General features: G+C 70.4%; 18 protein-coding genes. 8 read left to right on the top strand and 10 right to left on the bottom strand.

The genetic code is table 11. The annotated features are described in order from the left end of the window. Positions 1 to 2: 2 nt before the first annotated feature. Both gltB and D187_RS22195 read right to left on the bottom strand, forming a co-directional pair. Positions 3 to 4,556: a glutamate synthase large subunit gene (gltB, locus tag D187_RS22200; protein WP_002622840.1), complete on the bottom strand. Its 4,554-nt coding sequence runs from the start codon at positions 4,554 to 4,556 to the stop codon at positions 3 to 5. 134 nt (positions 4,557 to 4,690) lie between these two features. Continuing rightward, positions 4,691 to 6,634 carry an ATP-binding protein gene (locus D187_RS22195; protein ID WP_002622839.1) on the bottom strand — a complete coding sequence of 648 codons (1,944 nt, stop codon included), beginning with the start codon at positions 6,632 to 6,634 and terminating at the stop codon, positions 4,691 to 4,693. A 178-nt stretch (positions 6,635 to 6,812) separates the two neighbouring features. Between D187_RS22195 and queF the strand changes: the two genes are divergently transcribed. Next, complete coding sequence (gene queF / locus D187_RS22190) at positions 6,813 to 7,232, top strand: preQ(1) synthase (protein ID WP_002622837.1); 420 nt, start codon at positions 6,813 to 6,815, stop codon at positions 7,230 to 7,232. 6 nt (positions 7,233 to 7,238) lie between these two features. On the opposite strand, the gene D187_RS22185 is transcribed toward queF, so the two are convergent. The 5 genes from D187_RS22185 to D187_RS22165 form a co-directional block, all read right to left on the bottom strand. Then, positions 7,239 to 7,454, bottom strand: a complete 216-nt coding sequence (locus tag D187_RS22185) for a hypothetical protein (RefSeq protein WP_002622836.1) — start codon at positions 7,452 to 7,454, stop codon at positions 7,239 to 7,241. Between the two features lie 18 nt (positions 7,455 to 7,472). After that, positions 7,473 to 8,483, bottom strand: a complete 1,011-nt coding sequence (locus D187_RS22180; protein ID WP_043430967.1) for a serine/threonine-protein kinase — start codon at positions 8,481 to 8,483, stop codon at positions 7,473 to 7,475. A gap of 204 nt (positions 8,484 to 8,687) precedes the next feature. After that, positions 8,688 to 9,047 (bottom strand): response regulator, encoded by a 360-nt coding sequence (locus D187_RS22175; protein ID WP_002622834.1) that lies wholly within the window; start codon positions 9,045 to 9,047, stop codon positions 8,688 to 8,690. Next, positions 9,044 to 10,624 carry a DUF7125 family protein gene (locus tag D187_RS22170; RefSeq protein ID WP_002622833.1) on the bottom strand — a complete coding sequence of 527 codons (1,581 nt, stop codon included), beginning with the start codon at positions 10,622 to 10,624 and terminating at the stop codon, positions 9,044 to 9,046. Before D187_RS22170 ends, D187_RS22175 begins: the two co-directional genes overlap by 4 nt. A 129-nt stretch (positions 10,625 to 10,753) precedes the next feature. Further along, positions 10,754 to 11,464, bottom strand: coding sequence for an Imm52 family immunity protein (locus D187_RS22165; RefSeq protein WP_002622832.1), 711 nt, complete (start codon positions 11,462 to 11,464; stop codon positions 10,754 to 10,756). Positions 11,465 to 11,601: 137 nt separating this feature from the next. Here D187_RS22165 and D187_RS22160 point away from each other — a divergent pair, with 137 nt between their 5' ends. Both D187_RS22160 and D187_RS22155 read left to right on the top strand, forming a co-directional pair. Beyond that, positions 11,602 to 13,104, top strand: a complete 1,503-nt coding sequence (locus tag D187_RS22160; protein WP_002622830.1) for a Ppx/GppA phosphatase family protein — start codon at positions 11,602 to 11,604, stop codon at positions 13,102 to 13,104. 162 nt (positions 13,105 to 13,266) lie between these two features. Beyond that, on the top strand, positions 13,267 to 14,487 hold the full coding sequence (locus D187_RS22155) for a zinc-dependent alcohol dehydrogenase (protein ID WP_002622829.1): 1,221 nt from the start codon (positions 13,267 to 13,269) through the stop codon (positions 14,485 to 14,487). Between the two features lie 19 nt (positions 14,488 to 14,506). Here D187_RS22155 and D187_RS22150 read toward each other — a convergent pair whose 3' ends face one another. Then, entirely contained in the window at positions 14,507 to 15,118 is a 612-nt protein-coding gene (locus D187_RS22150) for a 2OG-Fe(II) oxygenase (RefSeq protein WP_002622828.1), read from the bottom strand. Positions 15,119 to 15,166: 48 nt separating this feature from the next. Between D187_RS22150 and D187_RS22145 the strand changes: the two genes are divergently transcribed. Beyond that, complete coding sequence (locus D187_RS22145; RefSeq protein ID WP_002622827.1) at positions 15,167 to 15,787, top strand: DUF4230 domain-containing protein; 621 nt, start codon at positions 15,167 to 15,169, stop codon at positions 15,785 to 15,787. A gap of 40 nt (positions 15,788 to 15,827) precedes the next feature. On the opposite strand, the gene D187_RS22140 is transcribed toward D187_RS22145, so the two are convergent. Continuing rightward, the gene (locus D187_RS22140) at positions 15,828 to 17,468 is read right to left on the bottom strand and encodes a zf-HC2 domain-containing protein (RefSeq protein ID WP_002622826.1); all 1,641 of its coding nucleotides are present in this window, start codon (positions 17,466 to 17,468) and stop codon (positions 15,828 to 15,830) included. Further along, positions 17,465 to 18,022, bottom strand: coding sequence for an RNA polymerase sigma factor (locus tag D187_RS22135; protein WP_002622825.1), 558 nt, complete (start codon positions 18,020 to 18,022; stop codon positions 17,465 to 17,467). The genes D187_RS22140 and D187_RS22135 overlap by 4 nt, the downstream gene beginning before the upstream one ends. A gap of 354 nt (positions 18,023 to 18,376) precedes the next feature. Here D187_RS22135 and D187_RS22130 point away from each other — a divergent pair, with 354 nt between their 5' ends. The 4 genes from D187_RS22130 to D187_RS22115 all read left to right on the top strand — a co-directional run bounded on the left by D187_RS22130 (position 18,377) and on the right by D187_RS22115 (position 24,478). Further along, on the top strand, positions 18,377 to 21,100 hold the full coding sequence (locus D187_RS22130; RefSeq protein WP_076606195.1) for a CHAT domain-containing protein: 2,724 nt from the start codon (positions 18,377 to 18,379) through the stop codon (positions 21,098 to 21,100). Positions 21,101 to 21,214: 114 nt separating this feature from the next. Continuing rightward, positions 21,215 to 21,838, top strand: coding sequence for a hypothetical protein (locus D187_RS22125; protein WP_002622823.1), 624 nt, complete (start codon positions 21,215 to 21,217; stop codon positions 21,836 to 21,838). A 216-nt stretch (positions 21,839 to 22,054) separates the two neighbouring features. Further along, positions 22,055 to 22,276 (top strand): hypothetical protein, encoded by a 222-nt coding sequence (locus tag D187_RS55365; RefSeq protein ID WP_155893504.1) that lies wholly within the window; start codon positions 22,055 to 22,057, stop codon positions 22,274 to 22,276. Positions 22,277 to 22,648: 372 nt separating this feature from the next. Next, positions 22,649 to 24,478, top strand: coding sequence for a hypothetical protein (locus D187_RS22115; RefSeq protein ID WP_043430962.1), 1,830 nt, complete (start codon positions 22,649 to 22,651; stop codon positions 24,476 to 24,478). Positions 24,479 to 24,503: the final 25 nt, after the last annotated feature.

The following is a 24,503-nucleotide window of genomic DNA, read 5'->3' as shown; positions in this document are numbered from 1 at the left end:
GTCTACTCTCCTCCCACGACGTGCAGGCGCGGCAGTTGGGCCGGCGGGGGCCGGCGGGAAGCGCGGCGGGCCTGGAGCACGCGCTTGTAGTCGGTCGGCATCACCTTCACGAACTGAGGCACCATCAGCTCCCAGTTGTCGAGCACCCGCCGCGCCAGCGTGCTGCCGGTGTGGTGCAGGTGCCGCTCGATCATCCCGTGCACGAGCCACAGCTCCGACTCGTCCACCAACGACTCCAGCTCCACCATCTCCAGGTTGCAGCGGCCCCGGAAGGAGCGGTCGCGGTCGAGCACGAAGGCCGTGCCGCCGCTCATGCCCGCGGCGAAGTTGCGCCCGGTGGGGCCGAGCACCACCACCACGCCGCCCGTCATGTACTCGCAGCCGTGGTCGCCCACGCCCTCCACCACCGCCTGGGCGCCGCTGTTGCGCACCGCGAAGCGCTCGCCGGCGAGCCCGCGCAGGTACACCTCGCCCGCCGTGGCGCCGTAGAGCACCGTGTTGCCCGCGAGCACGTTCTCCTCGGGCAGGAAGCGGCTGTCCTGCGGCGGGTAGGCGATGATGCGCCCGCCCGACAACCCCTTGCCGAGGTAGTCGTTGGCATCCCCCTCCAGCTCCAACGTCACGCCGTTGGCGAGGAAGGCCCCGAAGCTCTGTCCCGCCGAGCCCCGGAGGCGGATGCGCAGCCGTCCATCCGGCAGACCCTGGGCCCCGTAGCGGCGCACCAGGTCTCCCGAGAGCATGGCGCCCACCGCGCGGTGGGTGTTGCTCACCGGCCGCACCAGCAGCGTGGGCGCGCCCCCATCCAGGGTGGCCTTGGATTGGAGGATGAGCTCGTGGTCCAGGTGATCCGACACGTCCTTCATCTGGGGCGTGTCACAGCGCCGGTCCTCGGTCTCCGGGGCGCGCGAGGGCGTCAGCAGCGAGGACAGGTTCACCTTCTTCGCCTTCCAGTGGTCCGAGGCGGGCAACTGCCGCAGCAGATCCACCCGGCCCACCAGCTCGTCCAGCCGGCGCACGCCCAGGGAGGCCATCCGGCGGCGCAGGTCCTCGGCCACCATGTAGAAGAAGTTCACCACGTGCTCGGGCTTGCCGTGGAAGCGCTCGCGCAGCCCCGCGTCCTGGGTGGCGATGCCCACCGAGCAGGTGTTGAGGTGGCACTTGCGCAGCATGATGCAGCCGAGCGCGATGAGGCTCGCGGTGGCCATGCCGTACTCCTCGGCGCCCAGGAGCGTGGCGACGAGCACGTCCTGGGCGGTGCGCAGGCCGCCGTCCACCTGCAAGCGGATGCGGCCGCGCAGGCCGTTGTGCACCAGCACCTGCTGCGCCTCGGCCAGCCCCAGCTCCCACGGCAGGCCCGCGTGCTTGAGGCTCGACAGGGGCGAGGCGCCCGTGCCGCCCTCGTAGCCGGAGATGACCACGCCGCCCGCGCCCGCCTTGGCCACGCCCGCGGCGATGGTGCCCACGCCCACCTCGCTCACCAGCTTCACGCTCACGCGCGCCGTGGGGTTCACCGACTGCAAGTCGTAGATGAGCTGCGCCAGGTCCTCGATGGAGTAGATGTCGTGGTGCGGCGGCGGGGAGATGAGCGTCACGCCGGGCGTGCTCCAGCGCGCCTTGGCGATCCGCTCGTCCACCTTGGGCCCGGGCAGCTGCCCGCCCTCGCCGGGCTTGGCACCCTGGGCCATCTTGATCTGCAGCTCGGCGGCGTTGACGAGATACTCGGTGGTGACGCCGAAGCGGGCGCTGGCCACCTGTTTGATCGCACTGCGCCGCAGGTCGCCGTTCTCGTCCGGAACGTAGCGGCGCGACTCCTCGCCGCCCTCGCCGCTGTTGGAGCGCCCGCCGATGCGGTTCATCGCGATGGCGAGCGTCTCGTGGGCCTCGGCGCTGATGGAGCCGAAGGACATGGCGCCGGTGACGAAGCGCCGGACGATGGCGCTCGCGGGCTCCACCTGCTCCAGCGGCACGGGCGTACACCCCTCCTCCGCGACGACCAGCAGCCCGCGCAGGTTGCAGTGCGCGCGGCTCTCGTCATCCGCCAGGCGGGAGTACTCGGCGAAGGCCGCGGCGTCGTTGGTGCGCGCCGCCTGCTGCAACAGGGCGATGGTGGACGGGTTCCACTTGTGCGTCTCGCCCCGGCGGCGCCACTGGTACTGGCCGCCCACGGGCAGCTGCTCCGCCTCGAACTCGGCCGCGGCCCCGAAGCCCCGCGCGTGGCGCTCGCGCACCTCGCGGCCCAGCTCCGCCAGGCCCACGCCCTCCACGCGCGAGGGCGAGCCGGTGAAGTGCCGCTCCACCAGCGAGCGCTCCAGGCCGACGATCTCGAAGAGCTGCGAGCCGCGGTAGGACTGGAGCGTGGAGATACCCATCTTGCTCATCACCTTGAGCACGCCCTCCTCGATGGCGTGCACGAAGTTGGCCTGGGCCTTGTCCGCGTCCACCGACAGCTCGCCCGACTCGGCCATGGCGCGCAACGAGTCCAGGGCGAGGTAGGGGTTGACGGCCGAGACGCCGTAGCCGAACAGGCAGGCGAAGTGGTGCACCTCGCGCGCCTCGGCCGTCTCCAGCACGAGGCCGGTGTACATGCGGATGCCGTCGCGCACGAGCCGCTGGTGCACCGCGGACACGGCGAGCAGCGCGGGGATGGCCGCATGGGCCGCGTCCACGCCCCGGTCGCTGAGCACGAGGATGCTCACGCCCGCGTCCACCGCCTCGACGACCTCGGTGCACAGCCGCTCCACCGCGGCCTCCAGGCTCGCGCCCTCCTCGTGCAGCGGGTAGAGCAGGCTCACGCGCTGCGTCTCGAAGGCGCCCTCGTTGCGGATGGCCGCCAGCGTGGCGAGCTGCCCGTTGGTGAGGATGGGGCCCGGCAGGGACAGGCGGTGGCACTGCTCCGGCGTCTCCTCGAAGGTGTTGCCCTCGGGGCCCAGGCCCGTGGCGAGCGTCATCACCAACGACTCGCGGATGGGATCGATGGGCGGGTTGGTCACCTGCGCGAAGAGCTGGTGGAAGTAGTTGAAGAGCGTGGGCGCCTGGTCGCTGAGGACGGCCAGCGGCGTGTCCGTGCCCATGGAGCCCGTGGGCTCCTTGCCCTCCTCGGCCATGGGCTTGAGCAACAGGCGCGCGTCCTCGTCCGTGTAGCCAAAGGCGCGCTGCTGGCGCCACAGCTCCTCGTTGCCCGGCCGCGGCGGCGCGGGCTCGGTGGGCAGGTCGTCCAGCGTGGCGACGTTGCGCTCGAGCCAGCGGCGGTAGGGCCAGCGCGTGGAGATGTCGCGTTTGACCTCCTCGTCCTCGAGGATGCGGCCCTCGAGCGTGTCCACCAGCAGCATGCGGCCCGGGGTGAGGCGGCCCTTGCGGCGCACCTGGGCGGCGGGCACGTCGATGACGCCCGTCTCCGAGGCGAGGATGATGCGGTCATCCTCGGTGACGAGGTAGCGCGCGGGGCGCAGGCCGTTGCGGTCCAGCGTGGCGCCGATGAGCTGCCCGTCCGTGAAGGCGATGGCGGCGGGCCCGTCCCACGGCTCCAGGAGCGCGCTGGAGTACTCGTAGAAGGCGCGCCGCTCGTCGCCCATGAGCGCGTGGCCCTCCCACGCCTCGGGGATCATCATCATCATGGCGTGGGGCAGGGGACGTCCGCCCAGGAAGAGCAGCTCCACCATGTTGTCGAACTGCGCCGAGTCGCTCTTGCCCGGGACGATGATGGGGAAGAGCGGCTCCAGGCTTCCTCCGAACTTGGCCGACTGCAACAGGCCGCGCCGCGCGTTCATCCAGTTGCGGTTGCCGCGCAGCGTGTTGATCTCCCCGTTGTGCGCGATGTAGCGGAAGGGCTGCGCCAGGTCCCACGTCGGGAAGGTGTTGGTGGAGAAGCGCGAGTGGACGAGCCCCAGGGCGCTCACGCACTCGGGGTGCTGGAGGTCCGGGTAGAAGAGCGGCAGTTGCCGGGGCAGCAGCAGGCCCTTGTAGATGAGCGTCTCCGCCGAGAAGCTGGCCACGTGGAACTGGCCATCCGGATCCAGATCGCGGTCCTGGATGCGCCGCTCGGTGAGCTTGCGGATGCGGAACAGCTTGCGCTCGAAGGCGCTGGGCACCACGCGGCGCCGGGCGACGAAGAGCTGGCGGATGACGGGCGCACGCTCGCGCGCCAGCCGGCCGAGGTGCTCGGGTTGCACCGGCACGTCGCGCCAGCCGAGCACGCGCTGCCCCTCGTCGGTGACCACCTGCTCCAGGGCCGCCTCGCACGCGATGCGGGCCTCGGGGTCCGCCGGGAGGAACACCATGCCGATGGCGTACTGGCGGCGCGGCGGCAGCGTGAAGCCCAGCCGCTCGCGCTCGAAGAGGCGATGGGGAATCTGCAGCAGGATGCCGGCACCGTCTCCGGTCTCCGGGTCCCTGCCCGCGGCGGCCCGGTGGCTCAACCGGTTGAGCAGCTCGAGCGCTTCCTCGACGATGCTGCGCGATTTCTCGCCCCGGATGTGGGCCACGAAACCCACTCCACAGGCATCGTGTTCGGTGTCCGGCTCGTACAACCCATAACGGCCCGGGCCTCGGTGCAGCATCAGTAGTGCTCCCCTCGCGGCGGATGGAACCACGCGTGAACCGGCAACTCTAACGCGTTGCTTCCGGTGAAGGGAAAAAGAGTCCGCGAGCCAGCGCATGGAGCAGGCGGGCGGGCAGCGGATCGTCGCCTTCGCTAGGAGTGAAGTTGGGAGGCGGCCGGGAGTGCGGCCAGGGGCTCCAGGGAGGCGGTGGTGGGAGCGGCGCCCGGGGGCTCGCTGGAGCGGCTTCCCTCCTCCCCGTGGCCGATCAGGGCGTGCACCGCGGCGAGCAGCTCGGCGCCGTGGTAGGGCCGGGCGCACACGGCGGCGTCCGGCTGGGCCCAGGCGGGCCGGGTGGCTCCGGCCAGGACAATGGGAATGGGCCGGGCGCGCGGCAGCTCCGCGAAGGCCGCCAGGAAGATGCCCAGGTGGGTGGGAGGAACACTCGAGGACAACAGCACCAGGTCCACGGGCAGCACCGAGGCCCGGCGCAGCGCCTCCACGCCCCCGTTGGCGGTGAGCACCTCGAAGCCCTCGGCGCACAGCATCCGCTCGGCCGCCGCCTCCTGTTTCGGATCCTCGTCGAGCAGCAGCACCCGCCGGGGCAGCCGGCGCACCTCGCCCACCGGCATGCGCGGCAGCGACAGGGTGAACGTGGAGCCCTGTCCCTCGGAGCTCGACATGGACAGCGCGCCGCCGTGCAGCCGCGCGATGGAGTCGCTGATGAACAGGCCCAACCCCAGGCCGCCGAAGTGGCGATGCGAGGAGTTGGCCGCCCGGTAGAAGCGCTCGAAGAGCCGGGATTGATCCGACGCGGGCACGCCGATGCCCTGGTCCTTCACGTGGATGCGGGCCTGGCCCGCCAGCGACTCCACCTCCACGCCGATGAGCTCGCCCGCCGGGCTGTACTTGTTCGCGTTCTCCAGCAGGTTGACGAGCACCTGCTCCAGCCTGTCCCGATCGCCGCGCACCCAGAGGTGCTCGCGCGGCACCACCAGGGAGAAGGGCCGCGCGAAGGCGTGGCGGAACTGGTCCACCACCTCCGCCACCAGGTGGCCCATCTCCAGGGGCGCGGGCTGCAACGACAGCCGGCCCAGCTCCAGCCGCGACACGTCCAGCAGGTCATTCACCAGCCCCGCCAGCCGCTCCACCTGACGCTTGGACTTGATGACGCTGGAGAGCTCCACCGGCTGGCCCTGCGCGATTCTCCGCTCCATGGAGTAGAGGGTGAGCTTGAGCGGGGTCAGCGGCGTCTTGAGCTCGTGCGAGGCGATGGACATGAACTCCTCGCGCACCCGCAGGGCCGCCTGGGCCTCGCGCAAGAGGCGCGCGTTCTGCACGGACACCGCCACCTGCCCGGCCGCGGCGCTCCACAACTCCAGCTCGCGCAGCGAGAAGGAGCGGCCCTGTTCCTTGTAGAGCACGAGCAGTCCCAGGGCGCGCTTCTGGGACAACAGGGGCACCGCGGCGAAGATGGAGCCGGCCGAGTCCCCCATCCCCCGCTGCACGCCAATCTGGGGCTGGCGGGTGACGAGCGCCGCCTCGAAGGAGTCGGCGTGCTGGTCCAGCGCGTCGTCGGGAGTCTCGGTGTTGGCCAGATCCGAGACCGCCACCCGACGAGGCGCCTGACCATCCTCGGTGAGGAACACCTCCGCCCGTCGCACCTGGGCGCAGCGCACCACCGCCAGCACCGCCGCCTTGCACACGCTGTCCACGTCCAGCGTCTCGCCCACCTCGCGGGCGATCTCCTGGAGCGCCTGGGAGAAGGCCACGTCGTCATCGGCGCCCGAGGACTCGAAGAGCAACCAGGTACCCGGGGGCATGCCGGGACGAGAGGGCCGCACCTGGATGCGCGTCTGCTTGAGTCCCACGGTGATGACGTGGCCCGAGTGGCTGCGTCCCTCGCGCAGGGCCCGCTCCAGGTCATCCCGGCCCCGCCCGGACTCCAGCGCGGAGAACACGAAGTCCCCCACCTGGAGCGCCACCCCCGTCTTGGCGGTGAAGTCCGGCTCCAGCCATTCCACCCGCAGATCCGCGCCCAACCGCATCACCCCTTGGGGGACGCACGCGAGCAGATCTGAGAAATCAGGCGGCAGCATGGGGGACAACATGAGGAGTTACGCCCTGCCCGTCGCGCCGACAAGATGGCCCGGCTCACTCCTGCCCTCCCAGGGGTCGATCTCGTTGAGGGCCGGACAACCCGACAGCCCGGGAGGCAGGAGAGCGTTCACCATTGGCGTCTGGAATCCCCGAGGTGTGTGTTAGACGACATCCGCCATGGCTTCCCAACGTGCCCCGTCCCAACCCACCCAGCCCACCAAGGAGCTGCAGACCTTCCCCAACCCCGCGCCGGATCGCGACTATGAGATCGCCTTCGACGTGCCGGAGTTCACCTGCCTCTGTCCCCTCACGGGGCAGCCGGACTTCGCCCGGTTCCGGATCCGCTACGTGCCGGACACACTATGCGTGGAACTCAAGAGCCTCAAGCTCTACATGTGGTCCTACCGCGATGAAGGCGCCTTCCACGAGAAGGTGACCAACACGATCGCCGACGACATCGTGCGCGCCATCCAGCCGCGCAAGCTCACGGTGGAGGGGGACTTCTTCGTGCGCGGCGGCATCGGCACGGTGATCACCGTCACCCACGAGAAGCCGGCTCGGAGCGCGAAGAAGGCCGCCCCGGCGCGCCGCAAGTAGGCTCCGTCAGGGGTCCGCCCGCATCTTCGCTTCCAGCTCCTTCGCGCGCGCGTCCGCCTCCGACTCGATGCGGCTGGCGGCGCCGCGCACGTTGTCGAGCTGCCGCTTGGGCGCGCTGGTGCCAGGGGCGGTGGAGTCCCCCGCCGCCGCGCGCTGGAGGGCGTACCACGCACCGCCCCCGAGCAGGGCGAGACCAAGAACCGCGGTGAGAACCTTTCCCATGGAGCCGCTCCGGAGACGTCAGCGGACGGAGAGCCGCTGCACGAGCTCCATCCAATAGGATTGGGTGGACAGCAGTCCAGCCCCCACCCCTCCGGCGGCAATGGCGAAGGCGGCGAGCCAGCGCTTCCACGGCCGCACGGGTGCCGACTCCTTGGCGAGATTGCCCGCCACGCCCAGCTCCTCCTGGGTGAGGTGGGCCAGCGCCTCGCTCTCGGTGAGCTTCTCGCGGTGGCGCAGGAAGCCCACGAGGAAGGCCTCGCAGGACATGCCCAGACGAGGCGACAGGAAGGCCTCCAGGTCGCGGCGCATGGCGGCGGCGTTGGGGTAGCGCTCCTCGGGCTTCACGCGCAGGGCGCGGTGGATGATGTCCGCCAGCGCCTTGGGCACCTGGGGCGCCACCTTGTGCAGCGGCTTGAAGGCGCCCTCGCGGATGCGGGCGAACACCTCGCCCGCGTTGCGGCCCAGGAAGGGGCGCTGCCCGGCGAGCGACTCGTACATCAGCACCCCGAGGGAGAACAGGTCCGTGCGTCCGTCGATGGGCGCCCCCGTCACCTGCTCGGGGGACATGTACGAGGGCGTTCCCACCGCCATGCCCTGCGCGGTGAGCGCCTCCAGGCCCACGTCCTTGGCCACGCCGAAGTCCATCAGCTTCACGTCCCCCGCCTTGGTGAGCATCACGTTGGCGGGCTTCAGGTCGCGGTGGATGATGCGGCGGAAGTGGGCGTGCTCCAGCGCGTCGGCGATGCGCGCCCCCACCGCGGCACCCACCTCGGGGGGCAGCGCGCCCTCCTTGATGAGCTCGTGCAGCGTGGGCCCATCCACGTACTCCATCACCATGAAGAGCACGTCGTTCTTCTCCACCAGATCGTACAGGGTGACGATGTTCTGGTGACGGAAGGCGGCGAGCGCGAGCGCCTCGCGGCGGAAGCGCGACACGGACTCCTTGTCCCTCAGCGGGTCCGCGAGCATCTCCTTGATGGCCACCTCGCGCTGCAGCATCTCGTGCAGCCCTCGGTACACCTGGGCCATGCCACCACGGCCCAGCTCTCCGAGCACACGGTAGGCACCTATCTTGCGATGTTTGACGACGGGTTTGTCAGTGGAGGGCACGGGCGCGAGGGTAGCGATTCGTCCCGGAGGCGTCGACCCGTCCGGAGGGGCGCACAGCCCCGCGGTAGAAATCGCCAGTCATCGCACACACTTACTCCGTCACGTCACACCCAGAGTGAGGGCTCAGCCCCGCCCATCCGGGGAGGACACGCGGTTGACCGCGTCCAGGAGCTGCTCGAGCCGGAAGGGCTTCTTGAGGAAGAGCTGCCAGGACTGGGCGATCCTGGGAATGGCCTCGCTCATGAGGATGACGGGCACCCGGTCCAGGCCCGGCGTCTTGCGCATCACCTCCAGCACCTGGAGGCCGGAGAGCACGGGAAGCATCACGTCCAGGAGGACGACATCCGGGCGGGACTCGCTCAGGCGCCGCAGCGCCTCGGCGCCGGAGCCGCACACGGACACCTCATAGCCCTCGTCCTTCAGCACGTCGGCGACGACCTGCTGCACGTCGAACTCGTCCTCGACGACCAGGATGGTCTTCAACGGCCCCTCCCCGAGGGCCGCGCGCGCTTCTTGCCCGCCGGCTTGAGGGTCCCCGCTCCCTTCTTCTTCGGGGCCTTGTTGGGCCTGATCATCCCATGCGCCTCCCGCACGCGCCCGAGCCCGCTGAGGATGGACTCGGCGCTCTGGAAGGACTCGGCCACGTCGATGCCGCCGGGGGTGATGTGGAACTCGCGCAGCGAGGTGTCGTAGCGGCTCTCGCGCATCTTCATGACGGACAGGAGCCGGTAGATCTGCGAGCGCAACTCCACGTAGCGCAGCAGCACCACGGACTCCGCCACGTTGGCCAGCTCGGGGGTGGGCAGCACCAGCTCGGACTGGAACAGCTCCAGCTCGTCGGTGATGACGGTGGTGATGTCCAGGGAGCGCAGCTGGTTGGTGAGCGCCGACAGGAAGATGGGGACGCGCTCCGGGTAGACCGCCGCGGCGCGAAAGCCCTCGGCCCCGTCGATGAACAGGCGCCGGCGCTCCCTGGTCGACTCGGCCCGGACCTTCTCCAGGAGCTGCTCGGCCAGCGAGTCCATGAGGTGCTCGAGTGGAGGCTGCCACTCCAGCGAGATGCTGCCGTCCCGGACGTAGCGCCCCAGGGGGATGCCCACCTCCTCGGCCTTCTCCATGAGGCGGGGGGGAGGCTCATAGAAGCCGAAGTACGTGCCCCGCTGACCCCGCCGGGCCCCCTCCACCAGGAAGGAGAGTCCGAGCAGCGTCTTGCCCGTGCCGGGCGAGCCCACGAGCGCGGTGGTGGACCCCGAGAGCAGCCCTCCCCCGAGCATCTCGTCGAAGCGGGGCAGGCCGAAGGCCATGCGCAGACGCGACTCGCGGGAAGAGGGGCCCGGATGGGCGAACTGCACCTCGGTCCGGGGATGGATGGAGATGCCGTCCGAGGAGATCTCCACCTCGTGACGGCCCCGGAGGTAGTCGCTGCCCCGGAACTTGTGCACCGTCAGCTCGCGCACCGCCCGCGGGCCGATGAGCCGATCCGACAGCTCGACGACGCCGTCGACCAGGGCGTTCTCCGTGTGCGTGCGATCGCGCACGTTGGAGACGAGGAACGTGGTGCACCCCAGGAGGCTGGCGAGCGCCTGGAGGGAGTGCACGAACTCGCCATAGGCCTGGGCGGTGGGGGCGAACTGCTCCGCGCTCTCCATGCCATCGATGACGAAGACGGTGGCCTTGCGCTCGCGCAGCGTGCCGCGGATGAGTTCCAGGAGCCCGCTGAAGCCCTGGTCCCGCACCACCTTGTAGCCGCTGATGTAGTAGAGATTCTCGGGGATCTCCTCCAACCGGAAGAAGCTCAACGACGCGAGGTGGCGCAGCATCTTCGCGTGCGACTCGATGAGCAGCGTCATGTAGACGCACCGCCCCTCGCTCTTGTCGATGTGGTTGAAGCACAGCTGGTTGACGAGGATCGTCTTGCCACTGCCGGGCGGGCCCATCAGCGCGTAGATGCCGCCCTGTTTGAAGCCCCCCTTGAGGATGAAATCCAGGCGGGGAATGCCGCTCTCGACGCGCTCGTCGCGCGGGGGCTGCCCCGAATCGTCCGTGTCGGATCCACTCATGCCGCCTGCCGTGCTCCAGGGTTGCTCCCGCGCGGAGGGATGTGCCACAAGCCGGGAGCCTCCGAGCCGCGGAAAGCCGCGGGCCCGGACCAATCGTCACGTGGCGGACGGATGCCCACGCGAAAGGCCTCACCCGGCCCGGGCGGGCAGCAGGCCCGAGCGCTCCAGCCGCTCGCGAACGCGCCCGGCCAGCTCCGCGTGCGCCGGATTGCCCGGCGAGAAGGGCTGCGGCGTGAGGATGATGAGCGTGCCCAGCTCCTCCACCGGCTCGACGCGCACCGGGCGCGGCAGGGAGGGAACGCGCCCATGAGCCCGCGAGAAGTACGTGAGCCAGCCGACGCACGCGCCGTCCGCCTCCACCATCCGCCTGGCGGAGGGATCCGCCTCGGACACCACCGCGCACCGGTCCGGCTCCCAGGCCCGCGCCATGGCGCGCACCACCTGCTTGAGCACCTGCACGGTGAGCACGCGCTGCGCGGCAGCCCCCTCGCGCGGCAGGTGGAGCAGACAGCCATTGGCGTAGAAGGGCGTCCCCGAGCCACAGGTGAGGTTGAGCAATCCACCCCGCCCCGTCTGCTCCTGCCCCGTCCATGCATCGAAGTAGAAGGCATCCCGGCCGAGCCGGTACTTCTTGCGCTCGAAGAAGCGCAGGAACGTCTCCGCGGTGGGCTCGAAGGGCAGCCGCAGCGCGTTCTTGCGGGAGTACGCGTACTCGAACCAGCGGGAGTAGGCCGGATCGCACTCGGCCAGCAGGCGGAAGAACTCTTCCGCCCGCGCGGCACACGCCGCGGCGGACTCCTTGCGGCCTCCCCAATGCGCCCCCGCCTGGAAACGTTCCATCCGCCATGTCATACGCCATGGGTAACAAAGGCACCACCCGGAAGCACATCGGAGCCGGGAGGAAACACCCGGCCGCGGCGCCCCCGCCCCAATCTGTTACCAAAGACCCCCCTGGAACTTTGGTAAGCAGGGTCTCCATGGCCCCTCCGCCCCTGCAAACCGTGCTCGCCGCCATCGACGTGGGCACGAACGCCGTGCGCCTGGAACTGGCGCGGCCGGACGCCGACGGCTCCCTGGAAACCCTGCACCAGGAGCGAGATCCCATCCGCCCGGGAGAAGGGGTGTTCGCCAGTGGGATGATGCCCGAGGAGACGGCGGACCGGCTCCTGTCCACGCTGCGGCGCTACGCGGCGCTGTGCCGGCGGCACAAGGCGCGGGTGCGCGCGGTGGCCACCAGCGCCATGCGCGACGCGCGCAACCAGCAGCAGATCGTCCAGCGGGTACGCGACGAGGCGGGGCTCAACCTGGAGGTGGTCAGCGGCAAGGAGGAGGCGCGCCTCATCTGCCTGGGTGTGCTGCACAGAAAGCCGCCCAACGTCCGCTCGCTGCTGGTGGACATCGGCGGAGGCTCCACCGAGGTGGTGCTCGCCACCGGGGAGAAGCCGGACGAGCTGTGGAGCCTGCCCATGGGCTCGGTGCGGCTCACGGAGATGTTCGACGCGGCCGGCAAGGTGACGCCCAAGCAGTTGCGGCTGATGCGCAGCTACGTGGAGGAGCAGTTGCGCAAGGCCATCCCCGAGCGCCTTCCGGGCCTGCCGCGCATGGCCCTGGGCTCCTCGGGTACCATCAGCGCGGTGGTGGGCTTCGCGGCCAGCGAGGGCACGGCGCACGCGTCGCTGCGCCAGTTGCAGAGCACGGTGGAGACGCTGGCGGAGATGACGCCCGAGCGGCGGCGCAAGCGCTTCGATCCGCGGCGCGCGGACATCATCGTCGCGGGCGCCACCATCCTCGAACGCGCGGCGCGGCACCTGGGCGTGGAGAGCATCGCCGCGGTCAACCGGGGCCTGAGAGACGGGCTGCTGGTGGACCTGCTCTACCGGCAGGACGAGACGCGCGAGGACCACTCGCTCGCGGACGCGGCGGTGGCCATGGGGCGGCGCCTGTTCTTCGACGAGAAGCATGCGCGCCAGGTCACGCGGCTGGCGCTCACGCTCTTCGACGAGCTGGCGGCGCTGCACAACCTGCCCCTGTCCGCCCGGCCCTACCTGGAGACGGCGGCGCTGCTGCACGACGTGGGCAACGCCGTGAGCTACGAGCGCCACCACAAGCACGCCTACTACCTCATCCACCACGGAGACATCCCGGGCCTGGCCGACCGCGAGCGCGAGCTGGTGGCGCGAGTGGCGCGCTACCACCAACGCAGCCCGCCGGAGCTCAACCACTCGGGGATGCAAGGGCTGAGCGCCGCCGAGGCCCGCCTGGTGCGCAAGCTGGCCACGCTGCTGCGCATCGCCAACGCGCTGGACGGCAGCCATCACCAACCCATCAAGGAGCTGCGCGCCACGAATGGCCGCGACGCGGTGGCCCTGCACCTCAAGGCGCGCCAGCCCGTGGACCTGGAGCTGTGGTCCGCTGAGCGCGAGGTGGCCCTCTTCCGCCGCGTCTTCGGCAAGCGGCTGACCTTCCACATCGGCCGCTGACAGCCCCCACCATGGCGGCCGGTCCCCCCGCCGCCCGCCCTCCACGAGGGGAAGCATCCGCCGCTGGCACCCGCACGGGCACGTGCCCACTCCTCACCGGGAAGAGTCCAGACCGGTGGCGCCCCTGGCGCCCGGCATCCCCCGAGGGGAGAAGGAGCGGCAATGAAGGCGGTCGTCTTTCATGGAATTGGAGACATCCGGCTCGACGACGTGCAGGAGCCCGTCCTCCAGGAGGACACGGATGCCATCGTCAAGCTGACGGCCAGTGCCATCTGTGGCACGGACCTGCACATGGTGCGCGGCACGATGCCGGGCATGGTGCCGGGCACCATCCTCGGGCACGAGGGCGTGGGCGTCGTGGAGGCCCTGGGCAAGGACGTGCGCAACCTGCGCGTGGGCGACCGGGTGGTGATTCCCTCCACCATCGCCTGCGGCAGCTGCTCGTACTGCCGCTCGGGCTACTACGCGCAATGCGACGTGGCCAACCCCCATGGCAAGCGCGCCGGGACGGCCTTCTTCGGCGGTCCGGCGCCGTCGGGCCCCTTCCATGGCTTGCAGGCGGAGAAGGCACGCATCCCCTACGCCCACGTGGGGCTGGTGAAGCTCCCGGACGAGGTGACCGACGAGGAGGCCATCCTCCTGTCGGACATCTTCCCCACGGGCTACTTCGGCGCGGACCTGGCGGAGATCAAGCCGGGTGACACCGTGGCGGTGTTCGGCTGCGGACCGGTGGGTCAGTTCACCATCCTGAGCGCCAAACTGATGAACGCCGGGCGCATCTTCGCCATCGACTGCCACGAGGATCGGCTCGACGCCGCCCGCGCCCAGGGCGCCGAGGTCATCAACTTCGAGGAGGAGGATCCGGTCGAGACGCTCGTGCGGCTGACGGGTGGCATCGGCGTGGACCGGGCCATCGACGCGGTGGGCGTGGACTCGATGCACGCGCACCACGGCCCCGCGGGCAAGAAGGCCGACGCGCTCAAGACCGAGTTCAAGCGCGAGCAGAAGGAAGCGGCGCCCAAGACGAAGTCCCACGGGGACAACTGGGTCCAGGGCGATGCGCCGATGCAGGCGGTGCTGTGGGCGGTGGAGGCGCTCGCCAAGGCGGGCACCCTGTCCATCATCGGCGTGTACCCACAGCAGATGAACACCTTCCCCATCGGCATGGCGATGAACAAGAACCTGTCGCTGCGGATGGGCAACTGCCACCACCGCAAGTACATCCCCCACCTGCTCGAGCTGGTGCGCACCGGCGCCGTGGAGCCCACGGAGCTGCTCACGCGCGTGCAGCCCATCACCAGCGCCATCGAGGCCTACCAGTCCTTCGACCTGCGCCAGCCGGGCTGGCTCAAGGTGGAGCTCGAGCCGCAGCTGCTCACCTGAGCCGACTCACTGAGCCGACTCACCCCGCGTCGCGGCCGTAGAACCAGGCCGTGAGCGCGAGCCGGGGAGCCCGCGCGGGTAGGACTTCGTGCTCGATGCGCTCGCTGAGGAACACGACGAGCCGATCGAGCCGGGGCTCCACGTCCACGGGCCCCCCCTCCGGGTAGAGGCGCAGGAGCCCCCCGTGCTCCGGCGTCCACTCCGGGTTGAGGTAGTAGATGGCCGTCACCCGCCGGTTGGACTGGCCGGGGAAGGCATCGGCGTGGCGGGCATAGCGCTCGCCTCCGCCCGGATACCAGGCGAGCTGGAGATCGAAGCGGCCGAGCCCCAGGTAGGCCCCCGCCGACAGGGCCTCCCCGAGCGCGGTGTACGTGTCCCGGAGCCGGCCGAAGGCGGTGTCGGCCTCTCCCGGCTCCACCCAGGTGATGAAGTCGCCCCGCGTGGAGCGGTCCAGGGTGAGATCCGCGCCCCGGCGGATGCCCGCGGGCCGCAGCCGGCCGGCCTCCACGCACGCCCTCGCCTCCACGAGGAGCGCCCGGGCCTCGCTCTCCCCGAGGAAGCCCTCGCGGGTGAACCAGCCGTGCTCACCGAGTGCTTGGACTTCCTCATCGCGCAGGGACAGGGGGTGCATGGCGGGGCGAACCCTACCGCACCTCCAGATGGCCTAGAATGGCGGACCATGGTGCGTCTGCTCGTGCGGGTGGTGGTCGTCGTTCTCGCCCTGGTTGCCGGTGCCGTGGGCACCTTCCTGTTGATGCGTCCCAAGGCGCCCGCCCTGCCGGACACGCCCGCGCTCGTCACGCGCGTGCGCGAGGTGGCGCGGCTGGAGACCCTGACGGTCTCCCTCTACAAGAAGGTGGAGTTCTCGCCGGAGCCCCAGAGCACCAACTCGCTCTGGAAGGACGTCATCAACTGGGCGAGCTACTCGCTGCACACGCCGCGCGGCCGCGCCATCGTCTTCGCCGACGTGCACCTGGGCTACGACTTCGGCCGGCTCGATGACTCCGCGCTGCGCGTGCAGGGCTCGCGCGTGGACGTGGTCCTCCCGCCCCTGGAGACGAAGGTGGAACTCAAGCCGGGCGAGACGGAGATCATCGGCTCCAACCTGGACAGCGCGGAGACGACCCAGCTCCTGGAGAAGGCGCGCGAGGCCTTCGAGCGAGAGGTGAAGGCGGACGCCCGCCTCAAGGAGCGCGCCCGGCGCTCGGCGGAGAACACCCTGCGGGTGCTGTTCTTCTCCGTGGGCTTCAGCCAGGTGAACGTGGTGGACGTGCTCCCGCCCAAGGCCAGCGCGGGGTGACGCGCGAGGCCTCGTCCGAAGGGAATTACTCGAAGACGACCTAGGGCAGCCGTGAAGCCGCTTCATTCAAGTAGGCCCGGGCCAGGGCGAACGCGCCCCGGTCACGGCTGATGTCGCTCAAGTGTTGGAGGAAGCGCGTCTCCAACTCCATGTTGTTCGTGGCGCGTGCGCGCTGCCCACCGTGGAGCGCGTGCTCGCGCGCTTCCACCAACCGATGCTGCACCGTGTAGAGGTGCGTGAGGAACGACTCGAGTTCCCCGCATCGAGCATCCAGCCCCTGCCGCTCGCACTCGGGCAGGGCCGTGAGCACCGTGGCCTCGGCCTCACCCAGACGGGTCTCCGCGAATTGGGCCTCGGCGCGTCGCAGCTCCACGTTCATCAGGAACCAGGGATCTCCCAACTCGCGCGCCGCCCGCGTGTACTCGTCCAACCGGGCCGGGAGCAGTCCGAGCAGGGGCAGAGCCCCCAACAACAGATCCGTCTCGCCCGCTGCCTGGATGTTCCGAATGAACGTCTCCGCCGCGCCGGGGGCGCTCCGTCCCGCCAGCACCTCGGAGAAGGTGGCCGCCAGCGGCCCTCGCTGGCGGAAGTCACGCCGGGCCATGCGCTCGACGTAGGGCTCCAGTACCCGGGCGCCATAATGGGCGTCCAGTTCCCGGGCCAGGGGCAGCAGCTCGCGGAGGCGCTGCGCGCTCGGTGCCGACCAGACCGACAGGTACAGGTGCTCGCGCGCGAGCGACGGCGCATCACGCAGCGTCCCCTCGGGCAGGGGCGTACCCTTCTCGAGCAGCGCCTTGTTCGCGTCCCTGGCCACCTCCCACCGGCGGGAGCGCGCCTCGGTCCGTGCCTTCAACGACGCGGCCCTCTCGCGCGCCTCGGTGCTCCAGCCCGGCTCGTTGCGCTCCGCCACGCGCGTGAAGGCCTGGGCCGCCAGGAGGTTCAGCTCCAGCTCGCGCAACACCAGCCCGCGGTTCCACAGCGCGGCGGAATGGTTCGGGTCCCGCTCGAGCACGTCCTCGAGCAGGATGAGCGCCGCCTCCAGCTCGCCCTTGGACAGCAAGGCCAGGGCCCGGTCACTGTCCGCGTCCGGTGTGGAGGGCGCCCGCTCGAGGGCCTCGGCGGCCTGCTCCCGCTCGCCTCGCAGCAGGTGCGCCGCCGCGACGCCCTGGAAGTCCCCCTCCTCTTCCAGCCGCACCAGCACCTTGAGCGGCACCGGATCCGTCGGGCGCTCGTTGCCCGAGCGGTTCACCGCATAGGGCCGGTACGTGCTCGTCCCCCGCCAGCTCAGCCGTCCCTCGAGGGAGCGGGTCGGCCCCAGCGCCAGCGCCTCGGGCCCCCACTCCTCCGAGCCCGACAGCCGTGGAAGGACGAGGAGCAAGGCCGCGGCGAGCGACACGCCCACCGCGGAAGCCAGCCAGGTGCGGTGGGCCCAGACGGTACGGAAGGCTCGCGCCCTCGGGGCCTTCTCCGGGCGGGAGGTATTCCGGAGCGGAGGGGATGCCTGTTGCCTCGCCAACTGCTCACCCAGGGACTGGAGCTGGAGCACGTCTTCCATTTCCTCCTGGCAGCGCGTGCACTCCCCGAGGTGGTCGCGAAAGGCCTCCGCCTCGGCGGGCTCCAGCTCGCCATCCACGAAGGCATGCAGCCGATCATGAATCTCTTCATCGATGGGCGTGCTCATCGGGAGACATCCTGTCCGCTGGTGGGGGGGATCAGCAGATCCTTCAACCGGCGGCGCGCGCGGATGAGGCGCGTGCCCACCGTGGCCTTGGGGATGCCCAGACTCTGGGCGATCTCCTGGTAGGAGCGGCCCTCCAGGGCGTGGAGCCGGTACACGGTGCGAAACTCCTCGGGAAGCCGCTCCAGCGCCGCGTGCAGGGCGTCCGGCCCCAGCGTGGCCCACGCCGGAGCGTCCTCACGCTCGGGTTGCGCCACGTGCTCCTCGAGGGTCTCCGGGGACACGTCCGCATGGGGTTCGCGCTTGCGCGAGCGGCAGCGGTCAATGAAGAGGCGGTTGAGGATGGTGAGCAGCCAGGCCCGTCCGTTCGTCCCAGGCTGGAAGCGCGCGAGGTTGCGCAGGCCCTTCTCGAGGGTGTCCTGCACCAGATCCCGCGCGTCCGTGGAATTGCCGCACAGCCGGAGCGCGGTGGCTTGAAGCGCCGCCTCATGCTCCCTCACGAAGGCAGTGAACCAGGGACCGTCCAGGGCGACGGCGGCAGGAGGAGGCGATTCCAAGACATCAGCACATTGGACCGTGCCCGCCGGGCCGGTCAAGCTCCGTGAAATCCAGGAACTCCGTACCGAAGGCTGCGCTGAGAGAGAGAAGGCATTCATGTGGTCCGCCTTCTCAACGCCACGGCCCCGGGATCTTCCCGGGCCGATTTTCCTCCCTCCAGAAGATCGACTCCTCGGGCCGGGCCGTCTGCTCCAGACAGCACGCCGGGCCCGGCGGCCTGGCGGCCGATTCGGTACACTGCCCCCCTTGGGAACTGACTCCGTCCCACCACGAAAGGGGAATTGAACCCGTGAAACTCCCGGTGCCGCTTCGACTCCTCGAGCGCCGCGATTGTCGCGTCTGGTGAACGCCCCGTGAGGCGCCAGGGAAGCGGGTGGGGCGTGGGGCTGGTGCTCGCCGCGGTCGCGGCTGGAGCGCTCTTCTTCTTCTTCGCGCGGCCGCGAAAGCCCTCGGGGGATGTGTGGCTCGCCCGGACGCAGACGCGCGCGCGAGAGGCCCGCCTCGGCTATGCGGCCGCCGATGTCTACCGCCCCCACTCCCCCGTGCGCGCGGGAGCCTCCGCCATGCTCCCTCCACCGCTCCTCCAGGAGCTCGCCGCGCTCGAGGAGGCCCAGGACTTCCACGGCCTCGCCGCCGCGTATCTGCTGCGCGGCAACGCCACCCAGGCCGCGGTGTACCTGGACAAGGCCGGGCACTCCCCGGACGTGGACTGCGACCGCGCCCTCCTCGCCCTGGACAAGGGAGACCTGCCCGAGGCGCTGGAGCTGCTCGACGGCGTGCTGACCGCCTCCCCCCGGCACCCGCGGGCGTTGTGGAACCGCGGACTGGTGCTGCGTGAGCTCGGCCTGGGCCTGATGGCCGCCGACGCCTTCGAGCGTGTCGCCTCCGTGGGCGAGCCCGGCTGGAGCACCGAGGCGAAGCAGCGCGCGGAGGAACTGCGCCGACAGGTGGAGGCGCACCAGTCCGCCTACGCCAGGGCGCTCGAGGTCGGCAACGCGATGCGCGCCGGAGGCCCCGTCCCGCTGGAGCAGGCCCGCGCCTTCCCGGGACTCTTCCGCCTCTTCTTCTACGATGCGCTGCGCGCCGCCCCCACGCGGGAGCGGACGCTGGAACTGCTCCCCCTGGCCCAGGCGCTGGACACGCACGAGGGCCAGGGCACCCTGGTGGCGCTGGTGCACCACGTGGCCGGGCGGGACTTCTCCCGCCGGGGGCCGCTGGCGCGCGAGCATGATCGGCTCCGCCGCGAGCGCGGCCCTCCCGCCGGGTGGCGGGCCCTCATCGAGAAGTCCCGCCGGGCCGGTGAGACGGACGTGCTCATGGGCGCGCTCTTCCACAGCCAGTCCATCCCCACCCACCTGGAGGATTACGAGGCGCTCGCCGCCAGCACCGGTGACGCCTGGTTCACCCTGCTCGCCGCGCACTGGCGCGCCGGGGCCGTGCAGAAGCTCGGAGACCGTGTCCACGCCGAGCAGCTTCTCCGGGCCGCGCTGCGCACCTGCTCCACGAGCAAGCTGGACTACCTCTGCGCCGAGCTCGAGAACGATCTCGCCTTCGTCTATTCCGTGCTCCACCGCCCCGCCGACGCACGCCAGCACGCGCTCGCTGGACTCCAGCGTGCCCGGCGAGACCACGACTGGGTGATGGAAATACGCCTGCTCCTCGCCCTGGGGCAGATCGCGTACCTCGTTCGCAGCCCGCCGCTGGCGGAGGCCTGGTTCGGCGAGGCGCTCGCACGAGCGCCTCGGGACTGCCCCATGGTGCAGGGCATCCAGCAGAACCTCGCGGTGATGTACCAGCTGGCCCTGCGTCCCGCCGAGGCCCGCGCGCGCCTCGAGCTGGCGAGGGCGTGCGGCCCGCTCAACCTGCTCTCCGGCGTGGCCGTGCTCGCCGAGCTGGCCCGCTCCAGCACCCAGCTCGACGAGGACGCGAAGCACTTCGGGGCCGCGCTGGCGTCCCTCCGGGCCAGCGGGACGCTCAACCCCGGCGAGCAGCTCCTGCTGGCCCACTACGAGGCCCGCTTCGAGCTGGAGCATGACCCGGCCCGGGGCCGCGAGCTGCTGCGCGGCAATCTGGAGGACACGGCGAAGCTCGCGCGCGAGGACGTGAACGCCCGCAAGGCCCGCACGGCCAGCTACTCCTCGCTGCTGTTCGACGCGGGAGGGGCCGGGGACTTCGAGGCCGCGCTGACGCTCTTCGCCGAGGAGCAAGGCCTGCCGGTACCGGAGCGCTGCTCGCTGGCGGTGGCCGTGGACGACGAGCGCACCCTGCTGGTGGCTCGCGGCCCCGAGGGAGGTGTGCGGGGCCATCAGGACGCGAGCCGCACCACCCCCTTCCGCGAGGCCGAGGGGCTCGTGCCCGCCCCCCTCTTGGAGATGCTCCGCCCGTGTGAGCACATCCAGGTGCTCGCGCGTCCCCCCGTGCAGGGGCACGCGGGTCTGCTGCCCCCCGAACTGCCCTGGAGCTACCACGTGGGCCGCGCCGCTGCCCTCCACCCGGCTCCCGTCGCGGCCCGTCACCTGGTCGTCTCCGACGTGGAGCCCCCGGCGGAGCTCGGCCTGCCTCGGCTCAAGGCCTGGGCACCGGGCGAGCCGGACGTGCGGCGCGGCGTGCTCTCCGGGGCCTCGGCCACTCCCGGACGGGTGCTCGCGGAGATGGCGGACGCCACCGAGATCGAGATCCACGCCCACGGCCTGTTGAATACCGAGGTCTCGGAGGCCTCGCTGGTGGTGCTGTCCCCGGAGCCGGACGGGCGTTACGCCCTGACGGCCCGCGAGGTCCGCGCCCAGACCCTGCGGGGCTCGCCGGTGGTCATCCTGGCGGCCTGCCGCGCGGCGCACACCGCCCCCTTCCTGCACGAGTCCTTCAGCCTGCCGGTGGCCTTCGTGGAGGCCGGAGCCCGTGCCGTCTTCGCCGCCACCGTGGACCTTCCGGACGCCGAGGCCGGTCCCTTCTTCGAGTCCGTGCGTGGGCGCATCCGGGCCGGAGCCGCGCCCTCGGTGGCCCTCCGGGACGAGCGTCGGCTCTGGCTCCAGCGCTCCCACACCCCTTGGGTCCGTGACGTGCTGCTCTTCGAGTGAGAAAATCCCCGGGAAATTCCCCCGGGAAGATTCCAGGGGGGCAGCGTTCTGCTGGCAGCTCGTGAGAGTTCCAGCAGCCATGTTCCAGGAGCCATGGGGCGAGGGAGAATGACGATGAAGGACGTGAAGCCGTTGATGGGGGCGCAGGGGTCTGGGTTGTCCGTCGCGGGCGGCATCAAGCCGACGGAGCCCCCTCAGGGGGCGAGCGGGGCGGGCGCGGCCCCGGCGCACCCGGGGGTTCCCCCTCCCGTCATCACCCTGTCGAGCACGGTGAACCTGAACCAGCTCTGGCGGACGACGAGGACCGCGCGCAAGTTCGTCCAAGTGGTGGCGTACACGCTCCCGCCCAATGCCGTGGGCCAGGTTCCTCCGCCGCGCTTCCGCGCCTTCGGCCTGGACATGTCCACCGGCGCCTACGTCTTCGTGATCGATGGGCAGCTCCAGACGGAGCTGGGCCCCTTCACCGAGAACATGCTCCGCCAGAAGGCCATCCTCATCACCACTCCTCCCGGGGTCAGCTACCACGGCTCGTTTCCGAGCCAGACCACGGACGTGGCGACCGCGGATGCGGGCCCCCCCATCTCGTGGGGCACCGAGCCCGTCCCCCCGCCCCCCCCGCCCCAGGGCAGGGATGGTTACGCGCCTGACTGGGACGTCGATTGGGATCGATTGCCGGAGATGGTCCGCGCGGTGAACACCGTCCTCCCCGACAGCTTCCTGCCGGGCGGGTCCAGCTGACCCGGGCCCCGGCCCTCGTGCGCCGCGAGGCAGGTGCACACGTCCCTCCCTCACACGCAACGTCTACCATCACCTGTCCAGGCTTGATTCCCCACAAGGAGTCGCCTGGCAAATGGTCACGACACCCTGAGTCGACGAGATGACTCAAGAAGCCCCACGTCCCAGCCGCATGTCTACCTGCTCGACCAATTGATGCGCATGCGGCTGGGAATGCCCATGCAACTCCTGTTGAGCATGGGCGAAATCAACACCACCCGGGGGTGGCCTTCGTCGCTGGCTAGTACGGAGGCGTGGGCTCAGCTCTTCGAGGAAGTGGCCTGCCGCGCCCGCTCATCGCAGACATCCTGGGAAGCGTCCCGCGGCTCCTGGGTGTCCTGGGCCTCCTGGGTGGAGGAGGCCTGGGAGACCGAGGCCTGGATGACGCTGGGCCGGCAGTAGTCCACGCAGATCTCATCCGCACAGCTGCTTCGGAAGGTGCCCTGATAGCAAGGCGCGGCACAGCTGCTGTTGCATGAACAAACATCCATACACTGCGGGGGATAGGCCAGGGCCGCCGACGAGGTCCCCAGAGACAAGAAGAGGCCGAGACTCATACCGAGCTGCTTCATTCCATTGCGCATGCATGCTCCTGGTGAAGTTGCCGACACAGCCTATCCCAGGTCCCCATTGCGGAGGGGCTCCAAAAAAAGACCGGGAAATACCCAGCGGGAAGATCTCCTCCAGGCTTCGTTTCCTTCACAAGCGCCCCGGCAAACGGATGAGCGCGAGGAAGTTGAATGAGCCTGAAGGCTCACGGAGAGACGACTCGTGATGAAGAAAAAGAACTCCTGGACCGCCGTTTTCGCACTCACCCTGGCTGGCTGTGGGGTGGGGGATCCCCAGACGGACCTCGCGGCCGACGTGCCACAACGCCCCGAGCCGCGGGCCGAGCAGCTCTTGATGAGCAGACAGGCCCTGCCGATCACGCGGGTGCCGCGGGAGTCCTATCGCCTGGCGGCGCAGCTCCTCGAGGACATGCGGGGGACCGAGAGCGCACCGACCTGGGGGAGCGCCCTCCTGGCTCCCGATGTGCAGCCCCTGTACCGGCCAGATGTCCTGGGCGTGGCCTACTACGAGTTCCGCGTGCTCGTCCGGGATCGGTCCATGGGCTTCATCATCGTGTCGACGGGCTCCCACGACTATCCCATCGCCCACTGGAGCTTCGAGGGGCTGTCGCCGACCGAGACCCTGACCCGGACGGCTGGCAAAGCGGTCACCACCTTCTACAAGGTGGACGCCCTCTCCTATGTGGCCGAGGGACTCGAGGGCGAGATGCTGGCGAACATGGGCGGCTTGCCCCACCGCATCGTGGGTCAGGACCCGGCCGCGCTCGAGGGCCCCATCACGCCAACGGATGTCTCGTGGGTGCCGGAGGTGGCGATCGCCGATGACCGCGAAGCCTCCAGGGCCGTGGCCCGCCGGGTCGTCGATGGCCCGAGCACTCCCACCCAACCCCTCGAGCTGACCGGCTGGCGATCGTGGCAGGAGCTCAAGGCGGGCTACCGTGAGTCCTATGCCCCCATCGCGGAGTCGCTGAAGCGTCAGGCGGAGGAGGAGTGGACGACGGATGCCCTGGCGCGGGACTCGGGGGAGGGGCTCGTCGAGGGCCGGACCGCCGAGCTGGCGTTGCTGTATCCCCAGGCCGAGTTCCGGCTCAGCGGGGAGGGCTCCCAGTTCGTCAGGGCCCAGCTCGTCACCACCTCCGCGGGCAACCAGAAGCTGGTGCTGACCGCGGTCGCGGCCAAGCCCGGCGTCGAGCTGCCGCTGACCGTGGACATCTATTACCCCGGTGCCCCCGCCGAGTCGGTGCGCTTCGTCGTCCTGGCGCGCGAGGATGTGAGTCCGGAGGCGTCCACCTCGAAATCCGACGGCTCCGAGAGCCTGCACTGGGCGGACCAGGGACTGCTGGGAGCCTGGAGTCCCTGGTCCACCTCCTTCGCCGGCAGTCATGCGAATCAGCGCCTCTACGGGCAGATGTCCTCCGGCACCGGGCCGAACACCTCCGGGTGCTACAGCGGTTGTGGCGCCACGGCCTGGTCGATGCTGTTTGGCTGGGGTGATCTCCAGGCGTCCCTGGGCAACCCGACCTGGGCCAAGCGCTGGGGCATGTACCGCGCGAATGGCGGCTACGACGCCGACGCGGTGGCGCCCGCGAGCATGGACACCGGCGTGCGCAACATGACCTGGGAGCTGCGCAACCACGTCGACACCTTCTGCAACCCCTTCAATGACAATGGTGCCACCGCCCCCTGGAACATGGACGAGGCCAACGGCTACCTGAAGAATCGCTCGGGGGCGACCGTGTCCACCCACTACAACGTTCTTGGTTACCACGCGACGAGGCTGCGCGAGAGGGCGCGTGACTCCATCAAGGATCGGAAGGTGCCCGCCATCATCGGCACCGGCTGGCTGACCCACTACCCGCTGGCCTACGGCTACCGGTTCCGCAGCCGCACCGTGAAGAAGTGCGTGCTCTTCATCTGCTGGAAGGACACCGAGTACCAGCGCCAGTTCTACGTCAACCAGGGTCACAGCGGGTACGGCAACAGCTGGATCGGCGCGGGCACGTGGTTCGCGGGCGAGCTCTCTCCCAACAACTGAAGCGCTGAGCGACGTGCTGCCGCCC

The organism is Cystobacter fuscus DSM 2262 (genome assembly GCF_000335475.2).
GTDB lineage: Bacteria > Myxococcota > Myxococcia > Myxococcales > Myxococcaceae > Cystobacter > Cystobacter fuscus.
Note: the sequence above shows the minus strand (reverse complement) of the source record. Positions and strands in the feature narration are given on the sequence as shown.

Coding starts and splice junctions, on each gene's coding strand:
- D187_RS22195 (WP_002622839.1), bottom strand. CDS start 6,634: ATGCTGCCGCCTGATTTCTCAGATCTGCTCGCGTGCGTCCCCCAAGGG.
- D187_RS22180 (WP_043430967.1), bottom strand. CDS start 8,483: ATGGCCCAGGTGTACCGAGGGCTGCACGAGATGCTGCAGCGCGAGGTG.
- D187_RS22140 (WP_002622826.1), bottom strand. CDS start 17,468: ATGAGCACGCCCATCGATGAAGAGATTCATGATCGGCTGCATGCCTTC.
- D187_RS22165 (WP_002622832.1), bottom strand. CDS start 11,464: ATGGAACGTTTCCAGGCGGGGGCGCATTGGGGAGGCCGCAAGGAGTCC.
- D187_RS55365 (WP_155893504.1), top strand. CDS start 22,055: ATGCAACTCCTGTTGAGCATGGGCGAAATCAACACCACCCGGGGGTGG.
- D187_RS22125 (WP_002622823.1), top strand. CDS start 21,215: ATGAAGGACGTGAAGCCGTTGATGGGGGCGCAGGGGTCTGGGTTGTCC.
- D187_RS22160 (WP_002622830.1), top strand. CDS start 11,602: ATGGCCCCTCCGCCCCTGCAAACCGTGCTCGCCGCCATCGACGTGGGC.
- gltB (WP_002622840.1), bottom strand. CDS start 4,556: ATGCTGCACCGAGGCCCGGGCCGTTATGGGTTGTACGAGCCGGACACC.
- queF (WP_002622837.1), top strand. CDS start 6,813: ATGGCTTCCCAACGTGCCCCGTCCCAACCCACCCAGCCCACCAAGGAG.
- D187_RS22185 (WP_002622836.1), bottom strand. CDS start 7,454: ATGGGAAAGGTTCTCACCGCGGTTCTTGGTCTCGCCCTGCTCGGGGGC.
- D187_RS22115 (WP_043430962.1), top strand. CDS start 22,649: ATGAAGAAAAAGAACTCCTGGACCGCCGTTTTCGCACTCACCCTGGCT.
- D187_RS22150 (WP_002622828.1), bottom strand. CDS start 15,118: ATGCACCCCCTGTCCCTGCGCGATGAGGAAGTCCAAGCACTCGGTGAG.
- D187_RS22155 (WP_002622829.1), top strand. CDS start 13,267: ATGAAGGCGGTCGTCTTTCATGGAATTGGAGACATCCGGCTCGACGAC.
- D187_RS22145 (WP_002622827.1), top strand. CDS start 15,167: ATGGTGCGTCTGCTCGTGCGGGTGGTGGTCGTCGTTCTCGCCCTGGTT.
- D187_RS22170 (WP_002622833.1), bottom strand. CDS start 10,624: ATGAGTGGATCCGACACGGACGATTCGGGGCAGCCCCCGCGCGACGAG.